General features: G+C 46.2%; 17 protein-coding genes and 1 pseudogene. 6 read left to right on the forward strand and 12 right to left on the reverse strand.

The genetic code is table 11. The features are described 5' to 3' along the window. Positions 1 to 103 precede the first annotated feature (103 nt). Both EXU30_RS09590 and EXU30_RS09595 read left to right on the forward strand, forming a co-directional pair. A complete protein-coding gene (locus tag EXU30_RS09590) occupies positions 104 to 1,648 on the forward strand; it encodes a phosphoenolpyruvate carboxykinase (protein WP_130599527.1) in 1,545 nt (514 codons plus the stop codon). 163 nt (positions 1,649 to 1,811) lie between these two features. Next, the gene (locus EXU30_RS09595) at positions 1,812 to 3,683 is read left to right on the forward strand and encodes a M14 family metallopeptidase (RefSeq protein ID WP_130599529.1); all 1,872 of its coding nucleotides are present in this window, start codon (positions 1,812 to 1,814) and stop codon (positions 3,681 to 3,683) included. Between the two features lie 107 nt (positions 3,684 to 3,790). On the opposite strand, the gene EXU30_RS09600 is transcribed toward EXU30_RS09595, so the two are convergent. Together EXU30_RS09600 and EXU30_RS09605 are read right to left on the reverse strand one after the other, a co-directional pair. Next, positions 3,791 to 4,627, reverse strand: coding sequence for a hypothetical protein (locus EXU30_RS09600; RefSeq protein WP_242620376.1), 837 nt, complete (start codon positions 4,625 to 4,627; stop codon positions 3,791 to 3,793). A gap of 159 nt (positions 4,628 to 4,786) precedes the next feature. Then, entirely contained in the window at positions 4,787 to 5,080 is a 294-nt protein-coding gene (locus EXU30_RS09605) for a GIY-YIG nuclease family protein (protein ID WP_130599533.1), read from the reverse strand. 166 nt (positions 5,081 to 5,246) lie between these two features. On the opposite strand from EXU30_RS09605, the pseudogene moeA reads away from it, so the two are divergent. Both moeA and moeB read left to right on the forward strand, forming a co-directional pair. Then, positions 5,247 to 6,499 (forward strand): annotated as a pseudogene (moeA, locus tag EXU30_RS09610) (molybdopterin molybdotransferase MoeA). 38 nt (positions 6,500 to 6,537) lie between these two features. Continuing rightward, positions 6,538 to 7,296: a molybdopterin-synthase adenylyltransferase MoeB gene (gene moeB / locus EXU30_RS09615; RefSeq protein WP_130599535.1), complete on the forward strand. Its 759-nt coding sequence runs from the start codon at positions 6,538 to 6,540 to the stop codon at positions 7,294 to 7,296. A gap of 100 nt (positions 7,297 to 7,396) precedes the next feature. Here the strand turns inward: moeB and EXU30_RS09620 are convergent, their stop codons facing one another. Then, a complete protein-coding gene (locus EXU30_RS09620) occupies positions 7,397 to 7,651 on the reverse strand; it encodes a DUF2986 domain-containing protein (RefSeq protein ID WP_341274643.1) in 255 nt (84 codons plus the stop codon). 223 nt (positions 7,652 to 7,874) lie between these two features. Next, positions 7,875 to 8,042: a YqaE/Pmp3 family membrane protein gene (locus EXU30_RS09625; RefSeq protein ID WP_130599537.1), complete on the reverse strand. Its 168-nt coding sequence runs from the start codon at positions 8,040 to 8,042 to the stop codon at positions 7,875 to 7,877. A 244-nt stretch (positions 8,043 to 8,286) separates the two neighbouring features. Here EXU30_RS09625 and EXU30_RS09630 point away from each other — a divergent pair, with 244 nt between their 5' ends. Continuing rightward, positions 8,287 to 9,363: a GGDEF domain-containing protein gene (locus tag EXU30_RS09630; RefSeq protein WP_165399002.1), complete on the forward strand. Its 1,077-nt coding sequence runs from the start codon at positions 8,287 to 8,289 to the stop codon at positions 9,361 to 9,363. A gap of 151 nt (positions 9,364 to 9,514) precedes the next feature. After that, positions 9,515 to 10,687, forward strand: a complete 1,173-nt coding sequence (locus EXU30_RS09635) for a GGDEF domain-containing protein (protein WP_130599541.1) — start codon at positions 9,515 to 9,517, stop codon at positions 10,685 to 10,687. A 244-nt stretch (positions 10,688 to 10,931) separates the two neighbouring features. Here EXU30_RS09635 and EXU30_RS09640 read toward each other — a convergent pair whose 3' ends face one another. The 8 genes from EXU30_RS09640 to moaE form a co-directional block, all read right to left on the reverse strand. After that, complete coding sequence (locus tag EXU30_RS09640) at positions 10,932 to 11,657, reverse strand: TIGR01621 family pseudouridine synthase (protein WP_130599543.1); 726 nt, start codon at positions 11,655 to 11,657, stop codon at positions 10,932 to 10,934. Between the two features lie 152 nt (positions 11,658 to 11,809). Beyond that, positions 11,810 to 13,081 (reverse strand): sensor histidine kinase, encoded by a 1,272-nt coding sequence (locus EXU30_RS09645; RefSeq protein ID WP_130603389.1) that lies wholly within the window; start codon positions 13,079 to 13,081, stop codon positions 11,810 to 11,812. Between the two features lie 34 nt (positions 13,082 to 13,115). Continuing rightward, positions 13,116 to 13,793, reverse strand: coding sequence for a response regulator transcription factor (locus tag EXU30_RS09650; RefSeq protein WP_130599545.1), 678 nt, complete (start codon positions 13,791 to 13,793; stop codon positions 13,116 to 13,118). Positions 13,794 to 13,801: 8 nt separating this feature from the next. Next, a complete protein-coding gene (locus tag EXU30_RS09655; RefSeq protein WP_242620377.1) occupies positions 13,802 to 14,314 on the reverse strand; it encodes a hypothetical protein in 513 nt (170 codons plus the stop codon). 214 nt (positions 14,315 to 14,528) lie between these two features. Then, positions 14,529 to 15,632 (reverse strand): ABC transporter ATP-binding protein, encoded by a 1,104-nt coding sequence (locus EXU30_RS09660; RefSeq protein WP_130599549.1) that lies wholly within the window; start codon positions 15,630 to 15,632, stop codon positions 14,529 to 14,531. After that, the gene (modB, locus tag EXU30_RS09665) at positions 15,613 to 16,293 is read right to left on the reverse strand and encodes a molybdate ABC transporter permease subunit (RefSeq protein ID WP_130599551.1); all 681 of its coding nucleotides are present in this window, start codon (positions 16,291 to 16,293) and stop codon (positions 15,613 to 15,615) included. Before modB ends, EXU30_RS09660 begins: the two co-directional genes overlap by 20 nt. Then, the gene (modA, locus tag EXU30_RS09670) at positions 16,293 to 17,012 is read right to left on the reverse strand and encodes a molybdate ABC transporter substrate-binding protein (RefSeq protein ID WP_130603391.1); all 720 of its coding nucleotides are present in this window, start codon (positions 17,010 to 17,012) and stop codon (positions 16,293 to 16,295) included. The genes modB and modA overlap by 1 nt, the downstream gene beginning before the upstream one ends. A gap of 93 nt (positions 17,013 to 17,105) precedes the next feature. Next, positions 17,106 to 17,567, reverse strand: a complete 462-nt coding sequence (gene moaE / locus EXU30_RS09675) for a molybdopterin synthase catalytic subunit MoaE (RefSeq protein WP_130599553.1) — start codon at positions 17,565 to 17,567, stop codon at positions 17,106 to 17,108. Position 17,568 lies beyond the last annotated feature (1 nt).

Below are 17,568 nucleotides of genomic sequence, written 5' to 3' on the forward strand. Positions count from 1 at the left end.
GTCATTAAGCTCAGGCGAACAAAAATAATAATCTCGGCGCGATGCAGTTGTGAGGCTTCCCCTCACTAGAAAACGACCTAACACTTATACGGAGATTGACACTATGGCGGATGTTCAAAACCGCGTTCACCTCAACCTAACCTCTGCGCAACTTGTTGAACTAGCCCTAGCTCGCAACGAAGGCCAACTGACTGCAAATGGTGCGCTAGTCGCGAAAACTGGTGAGCGTACAGGTCGCTCGCCGAATGATCGTTTCATTGTTAAGGAGCCAGGCACTGAAAACGAAATCGAGTGGGGTAAGGTCAACCGCCCTTTCGATGCAGGTAAATTCGATGCGCTTTGGGCACGAGTGTCTGACTATCTAGCGCAAAAGAATGAGCTATTCCGCTCTGAGCTTGAAGTGGGTGCTGACGATGAACATTACCTGCCGCTGCAAGTCACTACCGAATATGCATGGCACCAAATCTTTGCTCGCAACTTATTTATCACACCAACTGAGTTTAACCGTGGTGACAAGCCAGTTTGGCAAATCATCAATGCCCCAGGTTTTGTGTGTGAGCCTGAGCGCGATGGGACAAACTCTGAAGCCACAGTGATCATTAACTTCGCAGAGCGCAAGGTGCTACTCGCTGGCCTTAAATATGCGGGCGAAATGAAAAAATCGATGTTCTCCGTACAAAACTTCCTACTGCCAGCCAAAGGCGTTCTGCCAATGCACTGCTCGGCCAACGTAGGTCACGATGGCGACACCACATTATTCTTTGGTTTATCTGGCACAGGTAAAACCACGCTGTCAGCAGATCCAAAACGCCTATTAATTGGTGACGATGAGCACGGCTGGGCACCAGGCGGCGTGTTTAACATCGAAGGCGGTTGCTACGCTAAATGTATCGACCTGAGCCAGAAAAACGAGCCAGTGATTTGGGATGCAATCCGCTTTGGTACTGTGCTTGAAAACGTAACCTTAGATGACACTCGTACACCTGATTACAGCGACACCACGCTTACCGAGAACAGCCGCGCAGCTTACCCACTTGAGCATATCGAAAAGCGCGTTGCAGCTAACCGCGGTGCAGAACCTAACTCAGTGGTCTTCCTAACCTGTGACGTGTCTGGCGTACTTCCTCCTGTATCTGTACTAACTAAAGAGCAAGCGGCGTATCATTTCTTATCAGGTTACACAGCTAAAGTTGGCTCGACTGAGATGGGCTCAACTGCAGCGATTCAGTCGACCTTCTCGACTTGTTTCGGCGCGCCATTCTTCCCACGCCCAGCAGGTGTTTACGCTGAGCTATTAATGAAGCGTATAGAGTCATTCGGTAGCCGAGTTTATCTCGTCAACACAGGTTGGACTGGCGGCCCTTACGGCACAGGTAAACGTTTTGATATTCCTACCACTCGCGCGATTGTCGATGCGATTGTGTCTGGCGAGCTAAAAGATGCTGAAACTGAGTACCTAGAGCAGCTGAACCTGTCAGTACCAAAGGCCATCACCAATGTTGATAGCACGCTACTGAACCCAATCAACACCTGGGATGACAAGGCTAAGTATCAAGAGTACGCAGCTCAGTTGGGTAAAGAGTTTTCAGAAAACTTTGCCAAGTATGATGTTTCAGATGCAATTAAAGCGGCAGGCCCGAAAGCGTAATTACCACGCTTTAAACCTCCTTTAAATGCTACAACCAAACCCTGAGCTAACTCAGGGTTTTTTATTACATTTTTTTTACCGAATCGCAGACAGCATCAAGTTTACTGCCACCGCAACAGTGCTAAGATGATGGCTTAATTTCAGACATGTTGAAGGGATAACCATGCTGCGCCAACCTCTCGCTTTGAGCCTTATTAGCTGTATTTCACTCGCCGTCTCATCGAATCTTCTCGCCAATGACGATTTACCCTTAGCAAGTAACCACAGCGATAAGCAGCCTGTTATTGCCAATGACTACATTAATGATGCAATTTTGCCAGCTTACATTCCTTGGCACGGCAACAGCGAGCAACTGCTTAAAGGCCACGAGCATCCCTGGGTAACACCGTTTGAATTAGAGGGTTTTAAAACCAGCCCAAACTACGACGATACCGTTGCCTGGTTAGAGAAGTTAGTCGATAGCTCGCCAATGCTGCATATGCAAAGCATAGGTAAAAGTCCTCAGGGTCGCGATATCTGGATGATTGTTGCCAGCAAACAAGGCGCGACAAATGCAGCTGAGCTAAATCAAAATCGTAAACCTAAGGTGTTAGTACAGGCGGGTATCCACTCAGGTGAAATTGATGGTAAAGATGCTGGCATGATGCTGCTACGAGACATCACTCAAGGTGATAAAGCTTCACTGCTGGATGATGTGAATCTGCTGTTTATTCCAATTTTAAGTGTTGATGGTCATGAGCGTAGCAGCGAGTTCAATCGAGTTAATCAACGCGGACCTGTCAATATGGGCTGGCGCACCACAGCAACCAACCTTAACCTTAACCGCGACTACGCCAAAGCCGATGCGCCAGAGATGCAGCACCTGCTACGCACCATCAATATTTGGCAACCCGACCTTTACCTTGATGTGCATGTCACCGATGGCATCGACTACCAATACGATGTCACCTTTGGTTATAACGTTAAACAAGGCTACAGCCCTAATAGTTTTGACTGGCTAGAGAATATCTATCGTGTTGAGGTTGAAGCTGAACTCACGAAGCAAGGACACATTCCAGGGCCACTAGTCTTTGCCATGGATAATGGTGATATGAGCAAGGGCTTATCTTATTGGAACCCAAGCGCACGCTACTCAAACGGCTATGGTGATGCGCGCCATCTACCAACGGTATTGATTGAAAACCACAGTCTTAAACCCTTTAAACAAAGGGTGCTTGGTACATATGTGATGCTAGAGCAGACCCTTAAAACTGTTGCCAAACATGCCACTGAGCTTAAGTCGGCTATCTACTCAGATAAATACCAACATCCAGACACCCTAACCCTCACCTGGAAATCTGAGCTGCAGCCTCAAGGCTGGGACTTCAAAGGCATTAGTTACACAACAAAGAAAAGCCCAATTAGCGGCGCAGATGTAGTGCGCTGGAGCGGCAAGCCAACTGTGTATGAGCAGCTACCAGTTTACGGTAATACCAAAGCCGATATCAGTGTCACGCGCCCAGCGGCTTACTATATCCCTGCGCAGTGGACCAAAGTGATTGATACGCTAGCCCTGCACGGGGTACGTATGGAAGTTGTTGAAAAGCCAATGACTATAGAGCTTGAGCATTACCGTTTTAGCGAGCCACAGTTTGCCCTCAATGCCTATGAGAGCAGGCAAACAGTCAAAGCTAAAGTGAGCTCTACGGTTAAAACGACTGACATCGCCGCTGGCACAATTAAGGTTAATACTGCTCAGCCATTGGGGCGTCTGGCAATGTTACTGCTAGAGCCGCAAGCACCTGACTCTTTGTTCTTTTGGGGTGAGTTCAACACGATTTTCACTCGTACTGAATACATTGAAGGCTACGCTGTTGAGGTAATGGCAGCTAAGATGCTTGAGCAGCAACCTGAACTAAAAGCTGAGTTCGACAAAGCTCTACAAGATGAAGCTTTCGCTAATGATCCTCGCGCGCGACTAAGTTGGTTCTATCAGCGCAGCCCCTACTACGACAAGCAGTATCAGGCATACCCTGTGATGCGTTCTGTCGATTAACTCGCATTTATCTGTGGCGGCAATAAGGTTCACTTATTGCCTGCTCGCTTATTGCATTTCATCAGTTGCAAACAGACACCTGTAAACAGCCAGTAACATAGCGGCAACTACAAAAAGCTATGTTCAAGCTTAACTTTGATATTGGGTTGATCGGTTAACGACATCCATAACTTAGGGTCGCTCACAGGTGTGTCGCTAGGTAAAGAGCTGTTGTACAGTTCGAAAACTGTGCTTGATTTAAAACGCGACAACGGGAAGATCTCTGCGGTTGTAGGGTGTTGCTGCATAAACCCAAGCAGGCGCCCCGAATCAACTAACTGAGTCAGCCCTTTGGTCAGGCGCTCATTCAGCTCAGTATTTTGTTTGCTAGTAAAGAAATACATCGGCAAGTGGTAACGCAGTAAGATTTTATCAAACGCCATTAAGTTGGGATTGTTCAGCCCCTTAACCTCGGCATAACCCTCATTTAAACCTCGAGGAAAGTAATCACATCGCCCTTCATCAAGCATGGTATACATCAGGTTGAAGGTAATAATGCGTTCCACGCGATAGCCATTTTCTTGCAAGATATCAGAGTCTGGCCACTGCGCCCCTTGACACGCGACCAACTGTTTTAGCTGATACGGCTGAGTAATTTGATTGAACTTGTCCAAGCTATCTTTGCGAATAACTGGAATGCGCACACCTAATAGTCCTCCAATAGCAGGAATGCGAATTGCGTTGAAATCCAACTCCCTCTGTGTATTTGTACCAGCCCAGAACACGTCTAATTCACCGTGATTAAGCATACTAAAGCCACGGGACTGAGTGACATGACTAGCAACTTTGTCGATTTTGAGCGGGCCATATTCAGCTTGTGTTTCTTCAACAACTAGCTGTAATAAATCTTGATAATATTGATGACTTAAATTTTCTGCCGATTTAGCAGCTTGAATTCGCAACACATCCTCCGCCAAACTGCATGTTGGCAGACAGGATACAAGCATTGATAATGCGAAAATTAGGACTAACTGCAACCTTTCCATAGGTGCCCATTCACACAAATTTTTGCCCAATACTAGCCTAAATTTTTCATCTAGCGCAAAGACTTAAACGAAAAATTGCTAGCCTCCAGACTTTTTAGATGTAATTAACGCCAACTTTTTAGAGCGAGTCATTTTTTTAATTTCTAGTTCACGTTTAGTCGCTAAACTGCGGTTTTGCTGCGCTTCTTGATACACCAAACGCAATGGCCCTTTCCCTTTTAAATACTTTGCGCCTTTGATGCCATGCTGATGCTCGTCAAAACGCCGCGCAACATCTGTGGTGATCCCAGTATATAAAGTCCCTTTGGCGCATTCGATGATATAAACAAACCAGGCTGATTGCGCTGATTCTTGGAGTGAATTTTGCGGCATATGTTGAATTAAACCAGATGAAAATCCTATACAATTGTACTTCGTGGCATACTAATGCACTAATGTTATGACTTGACCCGGCTACAAGCTCACAAAACCAATGAGTATTGCCGTTGTCATTCCAACTTCGAAAGACAAAGTAGTGAGTAATCTAAAGGAAGCTATGATGTTACCAACTCAAGACCCATGCACTCAACCAGGTTTGCTACACCCAGCTAAAGCAATTGAGCAATTGCTCGCGCAAGTCACGCCAATTGAAGAAACCGAATTAGTCAGTTTGTCACAAGCTACGGGTCGAGTGTTAGCTGAGGATCTAGCTTCAAGTATCGATTTACCACCATTTGATAACTCAGCAATGGACGGTTACGCCTTTGCTTATGCGGATGTGAAACCTGAAACCAGCAAGCAAGAATTTACCTTAGTCGGCAGCTCTTTTGCAGGTCACCCATTTACAGGTGAAGCAAAGCCTGGCAGCTGTATTCGCATTATGACGGGTGCTCCCGTCCCTGCCGGTTTCGACACAGTGCAAATGCAAGAGAAAACTTCAGCCAATGGCGATAGCATCAGCATTGAAATTCCAGCACGTCAAGGCGCGAATGTTCGCCGCCAAGGTGAAGAGCTCACTGCTGGCACAAAAGTGCTGCGCCAAGGCTGTATCATTCGCGCAGCTGAAATGGGCGTGTTAGCAACCATTGGCGTTAGCCATGTGCGAGTAAAGCGTAAAATGACCGTTGCCTTTTTCTCAACCGGTGATGAGCTGCGTCCTGTTGGCAGTGAGCTAGCGCCGGGGCAAATTTACGACTCGAACCGCTACTCAATTCAAGGTTTATTAACCAAAGCCAATATTGAATGGATTGATCTTGGTGTCATTCCTGATGACAAAGAGGCAATCCGCGGTGCGTTTAAAGAAGCCGCTGATAAAGCCGACATGGTATTGACCTCTGGCGGCGTATCGGTTGGTGACGCTGATTACACTAAGCAAATTCTCTCAGAAGAAGGTGAGATTACCTTCTGGCGCCTTGCCATTAAACCAGGCAAGCCTTTCGCCTTTGGTAAATTGGATGGTGCAGTGTTCTGCGGTCTACCAGGCAATCCCGTATCGTCTATGGTGACTTTCTACAAACTAGTATGGCCTATCATCAATAAGATGCAGGGCTTACCCCAGCTAAACCACTGACTTGCAAAGCAACCTTAACTAGTGACATTCGCAAGCAACCTGGCCGCTTTGAATATCAGCGCGGTATTGTTACCACAAATGAAAACGGTGAGTTAACTGTGGCAACCACCGGTGGCCAAGGCTCAGGTATGTTGACCTCAATGAGTATGGCAAATTGCTTTATTTTGCTTGAGCAACAGCAAGGCGATACCCCTGCTGGCAGCACTGTCATTATTGAGCCATTTAATACCGTTTTAGATTAACCCTCGACGTAAACAAGGCAAGGGCAACACGATAGCCAATGGATAACCAAGCTGAAATCTTATCTGACGCAGAGATTATGCGTTATAGCCGTCATATCTCCATCAAAGCGATGGACTTTGAAGGCCAGGAAAAACTAAAACAAGCTAAGGTGCTAGTTATTGGTGCTGGCGGCTTGGGTTGTGCCACCAGCCAATATTTAGCCGTATCAGGTGTTGGCCACATGACCTTGGTTGATTTTGACCATGTTGAAGTGTCAAACCTGCAGCGTCAGGTACTGCACCATGATGCCGATGTTGGTATTGCTAAAGTGGAGTCGGCTAAAGCCTCACTTGAGCAACTAAACCCGCACATTAAAGTCGATGCAATTAACCAACTGTTAGATGAAGAACAATTAGACCAACTGGTCGGCTCGCATCAGCTAGTTTTAGATTGCACCGACAATGTGACCGTGCGAGAACAGCTCAATCGCTGCAGCCTTAAGCACAAGGTCAACTTTATCTCAGCGGCGGCCATTCGTATGGAAGGCACTGTGACCGTGTTTGACTATCAGCAAGATAGCCCGTGTTATCAGTGCTATAGCAGCATGTTTGGCGAGCAACACCTAACCTGTGTTGAGTCAGGTATCCTAGCGCCTGTGGTGGGATTAGTGGGTTGTGTTCAAGCAACCGAAGCAATCAAAACGCTGGCTGAATTTGGCGATAACCTCGCGGGTCGTATCTTAATGATTGATGCAATGACCATGGAGTTTCGCTCAATGAAGCTACCTAAGCAGGCAAACTGTCCTGTTTGCGGCTAAGCTCGACCGACTTATTTAACCTCAGCCGTGTTGTTAACCTTTGCTGCATGGACAAGTGCTGCCTAGGCATCTATTGAACAGGCAGCTATTGCCTAGACAACTATTGAGAGCAAAGCGGCTGAGTTTCTAATTTCACTACACCTGTTGACGCAACATCATTTTGCTCATCATCTGTTTGCGAAGTCCCAGTTTGTTGAGTCTCACGCTGCTTAGCTTCAAGTTCTTTTGCTTCAAGGGCAGCACGATCAGCCTTACTAACATATTTAGCTTTGCCATTGCCGCCCGCCTTTTTGGCATTGGCTTTCTTCGCCTTCGCTTTTAGAGTTGAGTTGATCTTCTTTCTACGGTTCATCATTACCTCGCAATTTGCCAGTAATTATAAAACAAAGCCAAGCGCTGCAGGCACTCATTTGTCGCGCTAACCGCAAACCTCTACCTACATACCAATTAGCACAAGATTGCTCACAAACAAAAAACACAGCCAAAGCTGTGTTTTTCTTGTCAGACTAGCCACATTATTAACTGGCTGGTATTTGTTCTTTAAAGCAACCTTATTCAGGCCAGTTTATATTGGTTTACTAGTCTTGCAGCACAACCCAAATTGCATGGATTAAGCCCGGAATAAAGAAGAAGATGGTCAACACTATGTTGATCAACAAGTCTTTACCTGCACCTTTTTTCAAAAAAACTGTTACTGGCGGAATAAAGATAGCAATGATGATCAGAAGTAGCTTATTAGTATCCATGTATGAGCCCTATTTTATAAGTTGGTGTCACGAAAACATTCCTGTCTCAACCCAAAATAACACATGATTCAAGTTGTAAACCAGTGTAATTATTTCTACCATCAAAGCGTTTTAAACCGTATGCTCAAAAAATTGCAATTACTATAACCATAACAACAATCAAATTGCGCTGATGATTTACGTTCAATTCCTTTGTCTAATTGCAACTGCTTGCACCCTCGCCTGGGCCGCACTAGCAGGACCAATGAAAATAGCCCCTCAAGCCAGTACTCGCTTTGCTATCGCCAATATTGCCATGATGACAGGCTTTATTCTTTACACTCAGCGCAGCAACGAAATCAGCTATTTCGCCTGGTTTGTTGCTGACATGGTGATGCTATTAGGCTTTATGCTAGTTCGCTGGGGCGGGCAAAGCCTATTCAAACAATCTAGCACCATTACCAACGATTGTTTATTACTGCTCGCCACCGCGCTACTCATGCTGCTGGTACCACCACAAACCACTTATGCGGCCTACATGGTACTGTTGATGAGCCTAGTCGCGGCATACATTTTTGCCATGGTAACCCGCGATAATTATCACGCACTGAATCGCGGGGTAAACTTGCATTACAGTGTGGTGCTTAGTGTACCTTTTGCCCTTGCCAGCATTCTTTTTCTTGCCCGAGGACTAGGATACCTGCTTTGGCCTGACGATATGTTACTGCTGGCAGAACAAAACAGCCTAGATCAACCCGTGTTGATGTGGACTTATATCGTTATGCTACTCACCGTCAACATCGTACTGCTAGGCAATGCTGTGGCGCGTTTAGTATATAAAATTCGTCAGCTAGCCAATCGCGATCAACTGACTGGCTTATGGAATCGTCATGCTCTATTAACCAAGCTAGCAGATGTTGATGCTCATTGGCGCCGCCACCAACATGTCTATAGTGTGTTGGTAATTGATCTAGACCACTTTAAGCATATTAACGACCAATATGGCCATCAAATTGGCGATGAGGCACTGAAACATTTCAGTACCTTACTCACTAACTCACTCAGAAAAGTTGACTTTATTTGCCGTTACGGTGGCGAAGAATTTTTAGTAATCTTACCTTCCACACCAACACAACAAGCAATGTTGGTGGCAGACAAACTATTGACCATCATTAATAGAGCGCCATTTAAAACGGCCAATACTAACCTTTACCTTACCGCCAGCATTGGTGTCGCCACCTGCCGCAACGACCTTAACTATGATCAAACACTTAATGCTGCCGACAGCGCCATGTTTGAAGCTAAACAAAATGGCCGCAATACCATCCGCTGCGCTGCATAAGAGCCAATTCAAGCTGGCCACTGTTTACTTTAGCCAATACTTTTACTAAAGACATGTTGCCAAACTGTTGCTATGCTAGCTGCTGAGTTTTTCACCAGCTAAGTGAAGCCGTAAGTTAAGCCTCTTAAAAACAACAAAAATAAGTCAATCAATGGAATATGATTCAGCCAATACGTTAATGCAGGTAGTGTGCCTTTTACTGGCATTTGCAGCTGTATCTTGGGCAATTATGGTGCGACCAATGCGTATCGCCCCTAAAGCCAGTTTGCGCTTTTCCATTGCAAATGCTTGTGTATTAGCCGGCATGCTGCTGTATACCCAGCGCTCAGCTGATGTCAGTTACCTATACTGGATTGGCGCTGATGTAACCATACTGCTTGGCGTTTCATGTCTGCGCTCTGGCGCGCAAGCGCTATACCACCTGCCATCTAGCCTGCACATCGATTTATCTATTATTGCAATTACGGCGCTATTAATGTCGCTAGTACCACCTAGCGCAGCCTCGGGCGCTTACCATGTATGTTTGCTTTCTGTCAGCTGCGCCGTGCTGTTTTATGGTTTTGCCAGAGACCACTATTTTGGTTTTAAAGAAACCCTCACTTCTTTTGCCACTTATTGGCTCGTTGTACCTTTGGTCCTGATCAGCTTATTGTTCCTATCACGAGCCATTCTGTTGATTGTCGACACCAGCCACTTAAGCTCGATTGCAACCCTTGATGCTAGCCCACAACGTCCGGTTTTAGTGTTGTGGGTTTATATCGTGTTTATTCTGGTGGTGAACATTTTAGCGGTTGGCAACTCCATCAATAAGCTAGTCACCAAAATTCTCTCTATGGCGAACGTCGATGCACTTACGGGCGTGTATAACCGCAATTATTTGCACCACAAACTTAATAAGGTGCATCGTCAATGGCTGCAACATCAGTCGCAATATAGTGTGCTACTGTTCGATCTCGACCACTTTAAGCAAATTAATGACACTTATGGTCACGGTATTGGTGACGAAGTGTTGAAGCAAACAGCCCAGAGAATTAGTCAGTCTCTGTACAGTGATGATTTTTTCTTCCGTTTTGGCGGTGAAGAGTTTCTGGTGCTCATGCCCAACACCAGTGTAGATCAGGCACACTCTTTGGCGCAGCGTTGCAAGGCAATATTGAATGACTTTTCGGTGGCAACTGCGCAAGGCGCGATTAAGGTGAGCGCTAGTTTTGGCGTGGCTAGCATATCCCAAGGAATGTCGTCTGAGCAGCTACTGTCCCATGCAGACAAAGCCATGTATCAGGCCAAACATGCTGGAAGAGATTGCATCCGCAGCGCTGCCTAGCGAGAGCAATAATCATTTGCTCACAACATCAAGCGTCAAATAGACTACTTAACCTGAACTCTGGATAAGGAAGTGCTAACCACTACCTAGGCCAGAAGTATCCCCCCATTATGTTTCTAGCGAGATAGTTTTTGTTTAGTTCAAGGCGAAGCTACGCGTCAATAGCTAGCCTATTGCAAGTAGCTTCAACAAAGAAATAGACAAAAATAGCCGTTAGAAACCGATTTATTATCCAGGGTTCAGGTTACTTACGTTTAGGCCAAACTAACTCATCAGGGCTCGCCCACTCAGTTTGAAGCTGCTGCATACACGCTATATCAGTAAACAAGCTGCCAATTTGTGGCAATGACTGAAACTGGTATTGTTGCCCCAGATATTCAAAAACCAAAGTATAAGCATGTAAGTAGCAGCGTTGATGTTGGCTATCAGCCTTGCCATAGAGCTTATCGCCCGCAATCGGCACACCTATACTAGCGAGCGCCACCCGTAATTGGTGAGTTTTACCACTGTGTGGTTTTAGTAGATATAGTCTTAACCCCTCGGCAATTGATTGCGAGAAAAACTGAGTAATTGCTGGGTTTTCCTGGCTTCGCAGCAGTTTGTACATGCTGCGACGAGATTTCGCCATGTCACCAATGACCCAACCTTGCTTCTTCTTAGGTTTTCCCTCAGCGATAGCCAAATAGTATTTCTGCACTAAATGCTGGCTAAACAGCTCGGTAAACTTGGCGGCAACAGCCGAAGATTTTGCCAGAATAATTAAACCCGATGTCGGCGTATCAAGCCGGTGCACTGAGTAAAGCTTGCAGTTTAAATCCCGCTCTACTTGCGCAACCACGCCCGCGTGACCATCTTGACTATGAAAGTGCACTTCAGGCGCTTTATCGATCACAACAAAGTCATCATGCTGGCTGACGATTTGATAACTGGCATTAGTAGGCGATGCAGGATCAGAAACTGAATTGGGCATAGAAGGCAAGAACCATAACAGGTAAACACAGACGGCTTAGTGTAACCAACTGAGACAGGTTTCAGCAATGACACTGAGGTCATAGCAAAAGCGGATTAATGAAAGAAGATGAAGGGAAGCAAGCTTCCCTTTGTTTTAGGGCAATCTGGTGATTAAAAGCGAATGCTAACAACCAAACCAGGATTATTGTCTGACAATGCGATACTCGCTTGGTGGCGCGATAAAATCGCCTTCACCATAGATAACCCAAGGCCCGTGCCCTTATAGTGACGGCTTGGGTCAAGGCGCACTAGACGCTCAAACACACGCTCTTTGTCTTCATCGCTAATGCCGGGACCATTATCAGCAATCACAATCAGCTTATTACGCTGACTAATGGTAATTTGCGCGCCGTCAGGCGAATACTTTATAGCGTTATCAATTAGGTTAAACAAGGCTTGGAACAACAAGTGTTTATCGCCCTGAATATGAGCGTCACCCTCAAGATTAAGCAACAATGCCTGCTCTTTCGATTCAGCAACCACTTCAGCCATTTCATACAAGTCCTGACACAATTGTTGAAGACTGATCTTCTGTAGGTCGAGGGTTTGTTGTCCTTCCTCAATACGAGTGAGTGACAACATGGCATCAAAGGTCGCCAAACAGTCGTCTAACTCTTCAAGCAGCTCAGCGGTTGCATCAGCTACCTGTTCAGGTGGCTTATAGGCTAATTGCTCAATGCCTATTCGCAAGTGCGATAATGGCGTGCGTAGATCATGAGCAATATTGTCGGTTACACCGCGCACCGCCAATAAATTCTGCTCAAGCGTATCAAGCACTGAATTAAACTGCTTAGCGAGAACATCAAACTCATCTTGCTGATCACTTACCGGCAACCGAGTTTCATAGTGACCTTTTTGTACCTGCTCACTCAAACGGTTGTACTGCACGATTCGGCGTAAAATGGCCTTGGAAAACCCATAACCCACCGCCAAAGACAACACCAGCATAAACACCACAGCCCAAAAAGCAGCGTTGAAAAACTTCTCAATTAAGGCTGCAAGCTGATCAGTACGCGTCGCGATTAACACGGGGCCGTAGCGGGTCATCACTATGCCACCCGTAAGAATATGTAGCTTGTCAGGGCCACCCGTAAAAATCGGAAACTCTTTGGTTTCCGGCAGCAGCGGCATATCGTCAGGTAAGAAGGTTAACGAGCCCACCATATCGACATTACTTTGCCAGGCAATCAGCGCCGTTTTAGGATCGGCAGCACGAATTTGCGCGGCAAAGCTACGCCTATCAACAGTTAACGACAACTGCTGATAACGTTGCATCTCTGCAGCGAGGTGGGTATCAACTTGAGTTTGCTGCTCGATGACAAGCTGGCGATACAAGCCTGACACCAGCAGCACAATAAGTAGGGTGACTAAGGTAGAGAAGATTAAGGTAATGCGCCAGGCACTACTCTGATAAGGCTTAATGCCCTTTGCAAAGGCGATAACCTGCCCCTCGCACAGTTTCAATTAACTCGCCATAGCCGAGCTCTTCAAACTTGCGGCGCAGCTTAGCAATATGCACATCAATCACATTGGTACGTGGGTCAAAGTGGTAATCCCATACGGCTTCAAATAGCAAGGTGCGGCTAATCACCTTGTTGGGGTTTTCCATTAGGTATTTAAGTAACTGGAACTCTTTTGGCTGTAGCATGAGCTCTTGATCATCCAGCGTCACTTTACGGGTCAGCAGCTCCATGCTCAGTGGGCCAACTTCAAGATCGGTTGCTGCTGGCTGAACTTGATTGCGCTGAGCAAGCTTTTCTGCACGCACCAATAACTCGGCAAATGCGAACGGCTTAGTCATATAATCGTCACCACCAGCTCGCAGGCCTTTTACCCGCTCGTCCACATGGCTTAATGCAGACAAGATAAGCACTGGCGTAGTATTACCACAGGTGCGTAGCGCCGATAGCAAGGTTAAACCATCAAGCTTGGGCAACATGCGGTCTAGAATAATCAGGTCATAATCATTGTGCTTAGCAAGCGTTAGCCCTTGCTGACCATCAGTGGCACTGTCCACCTGATACTGCTGGGCGGTAAAGCCTTCAGTAACATACTTCAGTGTGGTGGCATCATCTTCAACAATCAAAATACGCATAAGCTTGATTAATCCCATTTCAACAAAGGTAGCGGCCTTAACTTCTCAATATCAAACGCCACTATGCTTTTGCGGCTTTGATTAAGGAGTTTTAGCTCGAGATAACTAATGGACAGGTCGTGGTCAAGTTCGGCTTGTAATAAAAAGCCTTGGTGGTTTTTACGCGCCATTGCCACCAGCTTAGAAAAGGCAATGTGCTTATCTTGCAGCATAGACACTGCATGGGCTTGATCAATCTTATCCAACACCACCCGCTCTTGGGTGTGTTCAAGCACTTCACCGTCACTGGCTCGTACAAAAAAGCGCGAACGCTGCTCTGTTACCAGATCAATCATCGACACCTTGTACACTAGTTGCTGATCTTCAACTTCAACGCCGAAACCGCAAATGGTGCTTTTTTTATGTTGCTGTTCAATTTGCTGCATCACAACGACTGGCGCAATGACCTCGCTTTCAGCCAGCAAAGATTGAATAGTAGGCGCAGCAATACTACTGAAAGGTATAAAACAGATTGCCAACAACAAGCGAACCATTAAAAGCCTCAACGATTAAAATTTAGGGTTACTACTTTACCTAAGAGTGTAGGCATTCCCAACTATTGCGAGATTAATAATTGATCATAAAGTCAGTGGATTACGAAACAAAATCAGCATTACTACGCACTTAACAAGGGATTAGCCACAGATGAACCAATGATTAATCTCAATTAACCTTAACTACTTACCACATTAGAGACTAACTAAAGATATGAATTTGATCTGACTTAAGCGCAACCGTGGTCTGTAAGCCAACTCGCAGTTGAAGTTTGTCAGCAAGATGACTTGGTACATCAGTGTTGATTCGCTCATTCACACCATCAATACTGGCAATTATGCGCACACTTTCACCCATGACCAGTAACGACTCAATAGTCACTTCTAGTTTATTGATACTGCGACACAAACGACCACGGCTGATTGAATTAAAACGAATACCTTGGTTGGGGATGACCCAGCGAATGGCTTGGTCAGGCTCAAAATCTGTCACGCCATCGCAGGCAATAACATGGTCACCTAGCTTAAATCGGGTTAGATTTTGTTGCTTATCAACTTCTGCTACAGTACTTGAGAAAATATTACGCAGACCCATTTGCCTTGCCACCGCCTCATTTTGCGGGTGAGATAACACCTCAAACGGCTTGCCCTGCTGTTGCATTTTGCCTTGGCTAATCAGCAGCATTTTATCTGCCAACAGTAAAGCCTCGTTAATATCATGGGTCACCATAATCACAGGGATCGCCAGCTGAGACTTGAGCTTGGCAAGCTCGATATATAAGCGCTCACGCGTTTCTCTATCAACGGCTGAGAACGGCTCGTCTAACAACAAGACTTTTGGTTCACGTGCGAGTGCACGCGCCAGCGCTACTCGCTGCCTTTGCCCGCCTGATAAATTAGCGGGTAACCTATCTGGCATGCCATGTAGGTTAACTCTCTCTAGCCAGTCTTGTGCTCTAGGCAAGCGCTCAGGCTTAGCAATGTGCTCAAGCCCTGCCATCACGTTTTGCACTGCAGATAAATGCGGAAACAACCCAAAATGCTGCGGCATATAACCAATATGGCGTTGCTGGGGACTTAGTTGGGTCGAAGTATTGGCATTAAACCAGTCTTGCTCTCCATAGCGAATAAAGCCTTGTTCGGCATGGGATAAACCGGCAATCATTCTCAGCAAGGTGGTTTTACCGCCGCCAGATGGGCCAACCACAGCCAAAACTTCACCAGCTTTACAACTAAAACTAGCATCAATAGGGATAGGCGACTGTTGCTTTAATTCACAATGGAGATCAGCGGCTACGACGCTCATGCTGGCCTCCTAATCGTCTTGATAAACTGGTAGTTAACGCTAACGCGCTAATGGCAAATAGCAACAGGATAAGCGACATCACGCCGGCAGCATCAAAGTCAAATGCCTGCACACTGTCGTATATGGCAATTGAAATAGTTTTGGTTTCACCGGCGATACTGCCACCTAGCATGAGCACAACCCCAAACTCACCCAGTACGTGGGAGAAACACAGTACAAAGGCTGTTAATACGCCAGGCCACACCATAGGTAACTCGACCTTAATAAACGTCGTCCAGCGGCTCATACCGCAGCAAGCAGCGGCGTCACGAATATCAGCAGGAATAGATTCAAACGCGCGCTGAATCGGCTGCATGGCAAAGGGAATATTTACCAGCATAGAGGCAATGACTAAGCCAGAGAAATGAAACACCAACTGCTGACCAAAAACTTGCTCAACCCAGCTACCGATCAAGCTTTGACTGCCCAAACCAACCAATAGATAGTAACCAATCACAGTAGGCGGCAATACCAGCGGCACCATGATTAATGCTTCAACCCAGGACTTACCTTTAAAGCGCCCATAAGCTAGCGCACGGCCAGCGATAATAGATAGCGGGATCAAAAACAGCACAGTGTAACAACTTAACTTAATTGAAAGTGTTAGTGCTTCCCAATCCATCAATTCCCGCCTTTACCGAAACCGTATTGCTCAAAAATAGCCTGCGCGGCGTCTGATTGTAAATATGAATAAAATGCTTTTGCGGTATCGCCCGCTTTTTTGGTTAACACCATTTTCTGGGCGAGTGGTTGATAATATTGCTGTGGAATTTCGATATAGTTAGCCCGCGCTTTAAAACGTGGCGCACTGGCAAGCGACAAAGCAACAATACCACCTTGGGTTGAACCACTTAACGCAAACTGAGCCGCTTGCGAGACATTTTCTCCGTAAATCAGCTGCGGCTGAATATCTTGCCAAAGTGACAGCTGTTGCAACACTTGCCGCGCTCGCTCGCCATAAGGCGCATGTTCAGGGTTGGCAATGGTAAAACGTGATAGCTTGCCTGAGGCGAGCAGGGCTTTCACGCCATTTAGCTGCTCATCTAACTGCAGTGGTGAATTTTTAGGCGCAGCTAGTACCAATTTACCTAGGGCATAAATATCACCATCGCCTTGAGTAAAGCCAGCTTGTTCAAGCTGCTGGGTATAACGCCTATCGGCGGATAAGAATAATTCGAACGGGGCACCGTGTTTTATCTGCGCCACAAAATTACCCGACGAGCCATAGGAAATTCGCACCCGCTTGCCTGTATCTTGGCTAAATTGCTTGGCAATATCATCCAGAGCGAACTTGATGCTGGAAGCGGCAGCGATAGCTGGGACATCCTTGGCGCTCGCCATGTTCGGCAATAACACGCTAATACAAATCAGCGCGCTAATGACGCGCGCTGATATCTTAGAAAATACACTCACAAATACTGAGTCCTAGTGCAATTATTCTTGCCACATTTTGGCAGCTTGTTCGTCACTGTCGCGTGCTTCGACCCATTTATCGCCATCACTACCGGCTTCGAGTTTCCAAAATGGTGCTTTGGTTTTTAAAAAGTCGATTAAAAACTCACAAGCCGCAAAAGCCGCTTTACGGTGTGCACTGGTCACGCCAATAAATACGATTTGCTCTCCTAGCCCCATAGTGCCAACACGGTGGATAATGGTGACCTTGTTCAGCGGCCAGCGGTCATAAGCCTGCTCAGCAAGTTGATTCAGCACTGACTCTGTCATCCCTGGGTAATGCTCAAGGGTTAAGTCGGTGACGTCACTACCGTCATTAAAATCGCGCACTTTACCAACAAAATTAACCACTGCACCGTCGCTAATATCATTGGCTAGTAGCGCATATTCTTCGGCAACGTTAAAGTCTTGGGTTTGAACGATGACTTTTGCTTGCTGGCTCATA

This window comes from Shewanella maritima, from assembly GCF_004295345.1.
Classification (GTDB): domain Bacteria; phylum Pseudomonadota; class Gammaproteobacteria; order Enterobacterales; family Shewanellaceae; genus Shewanella; species Shewanella maritima.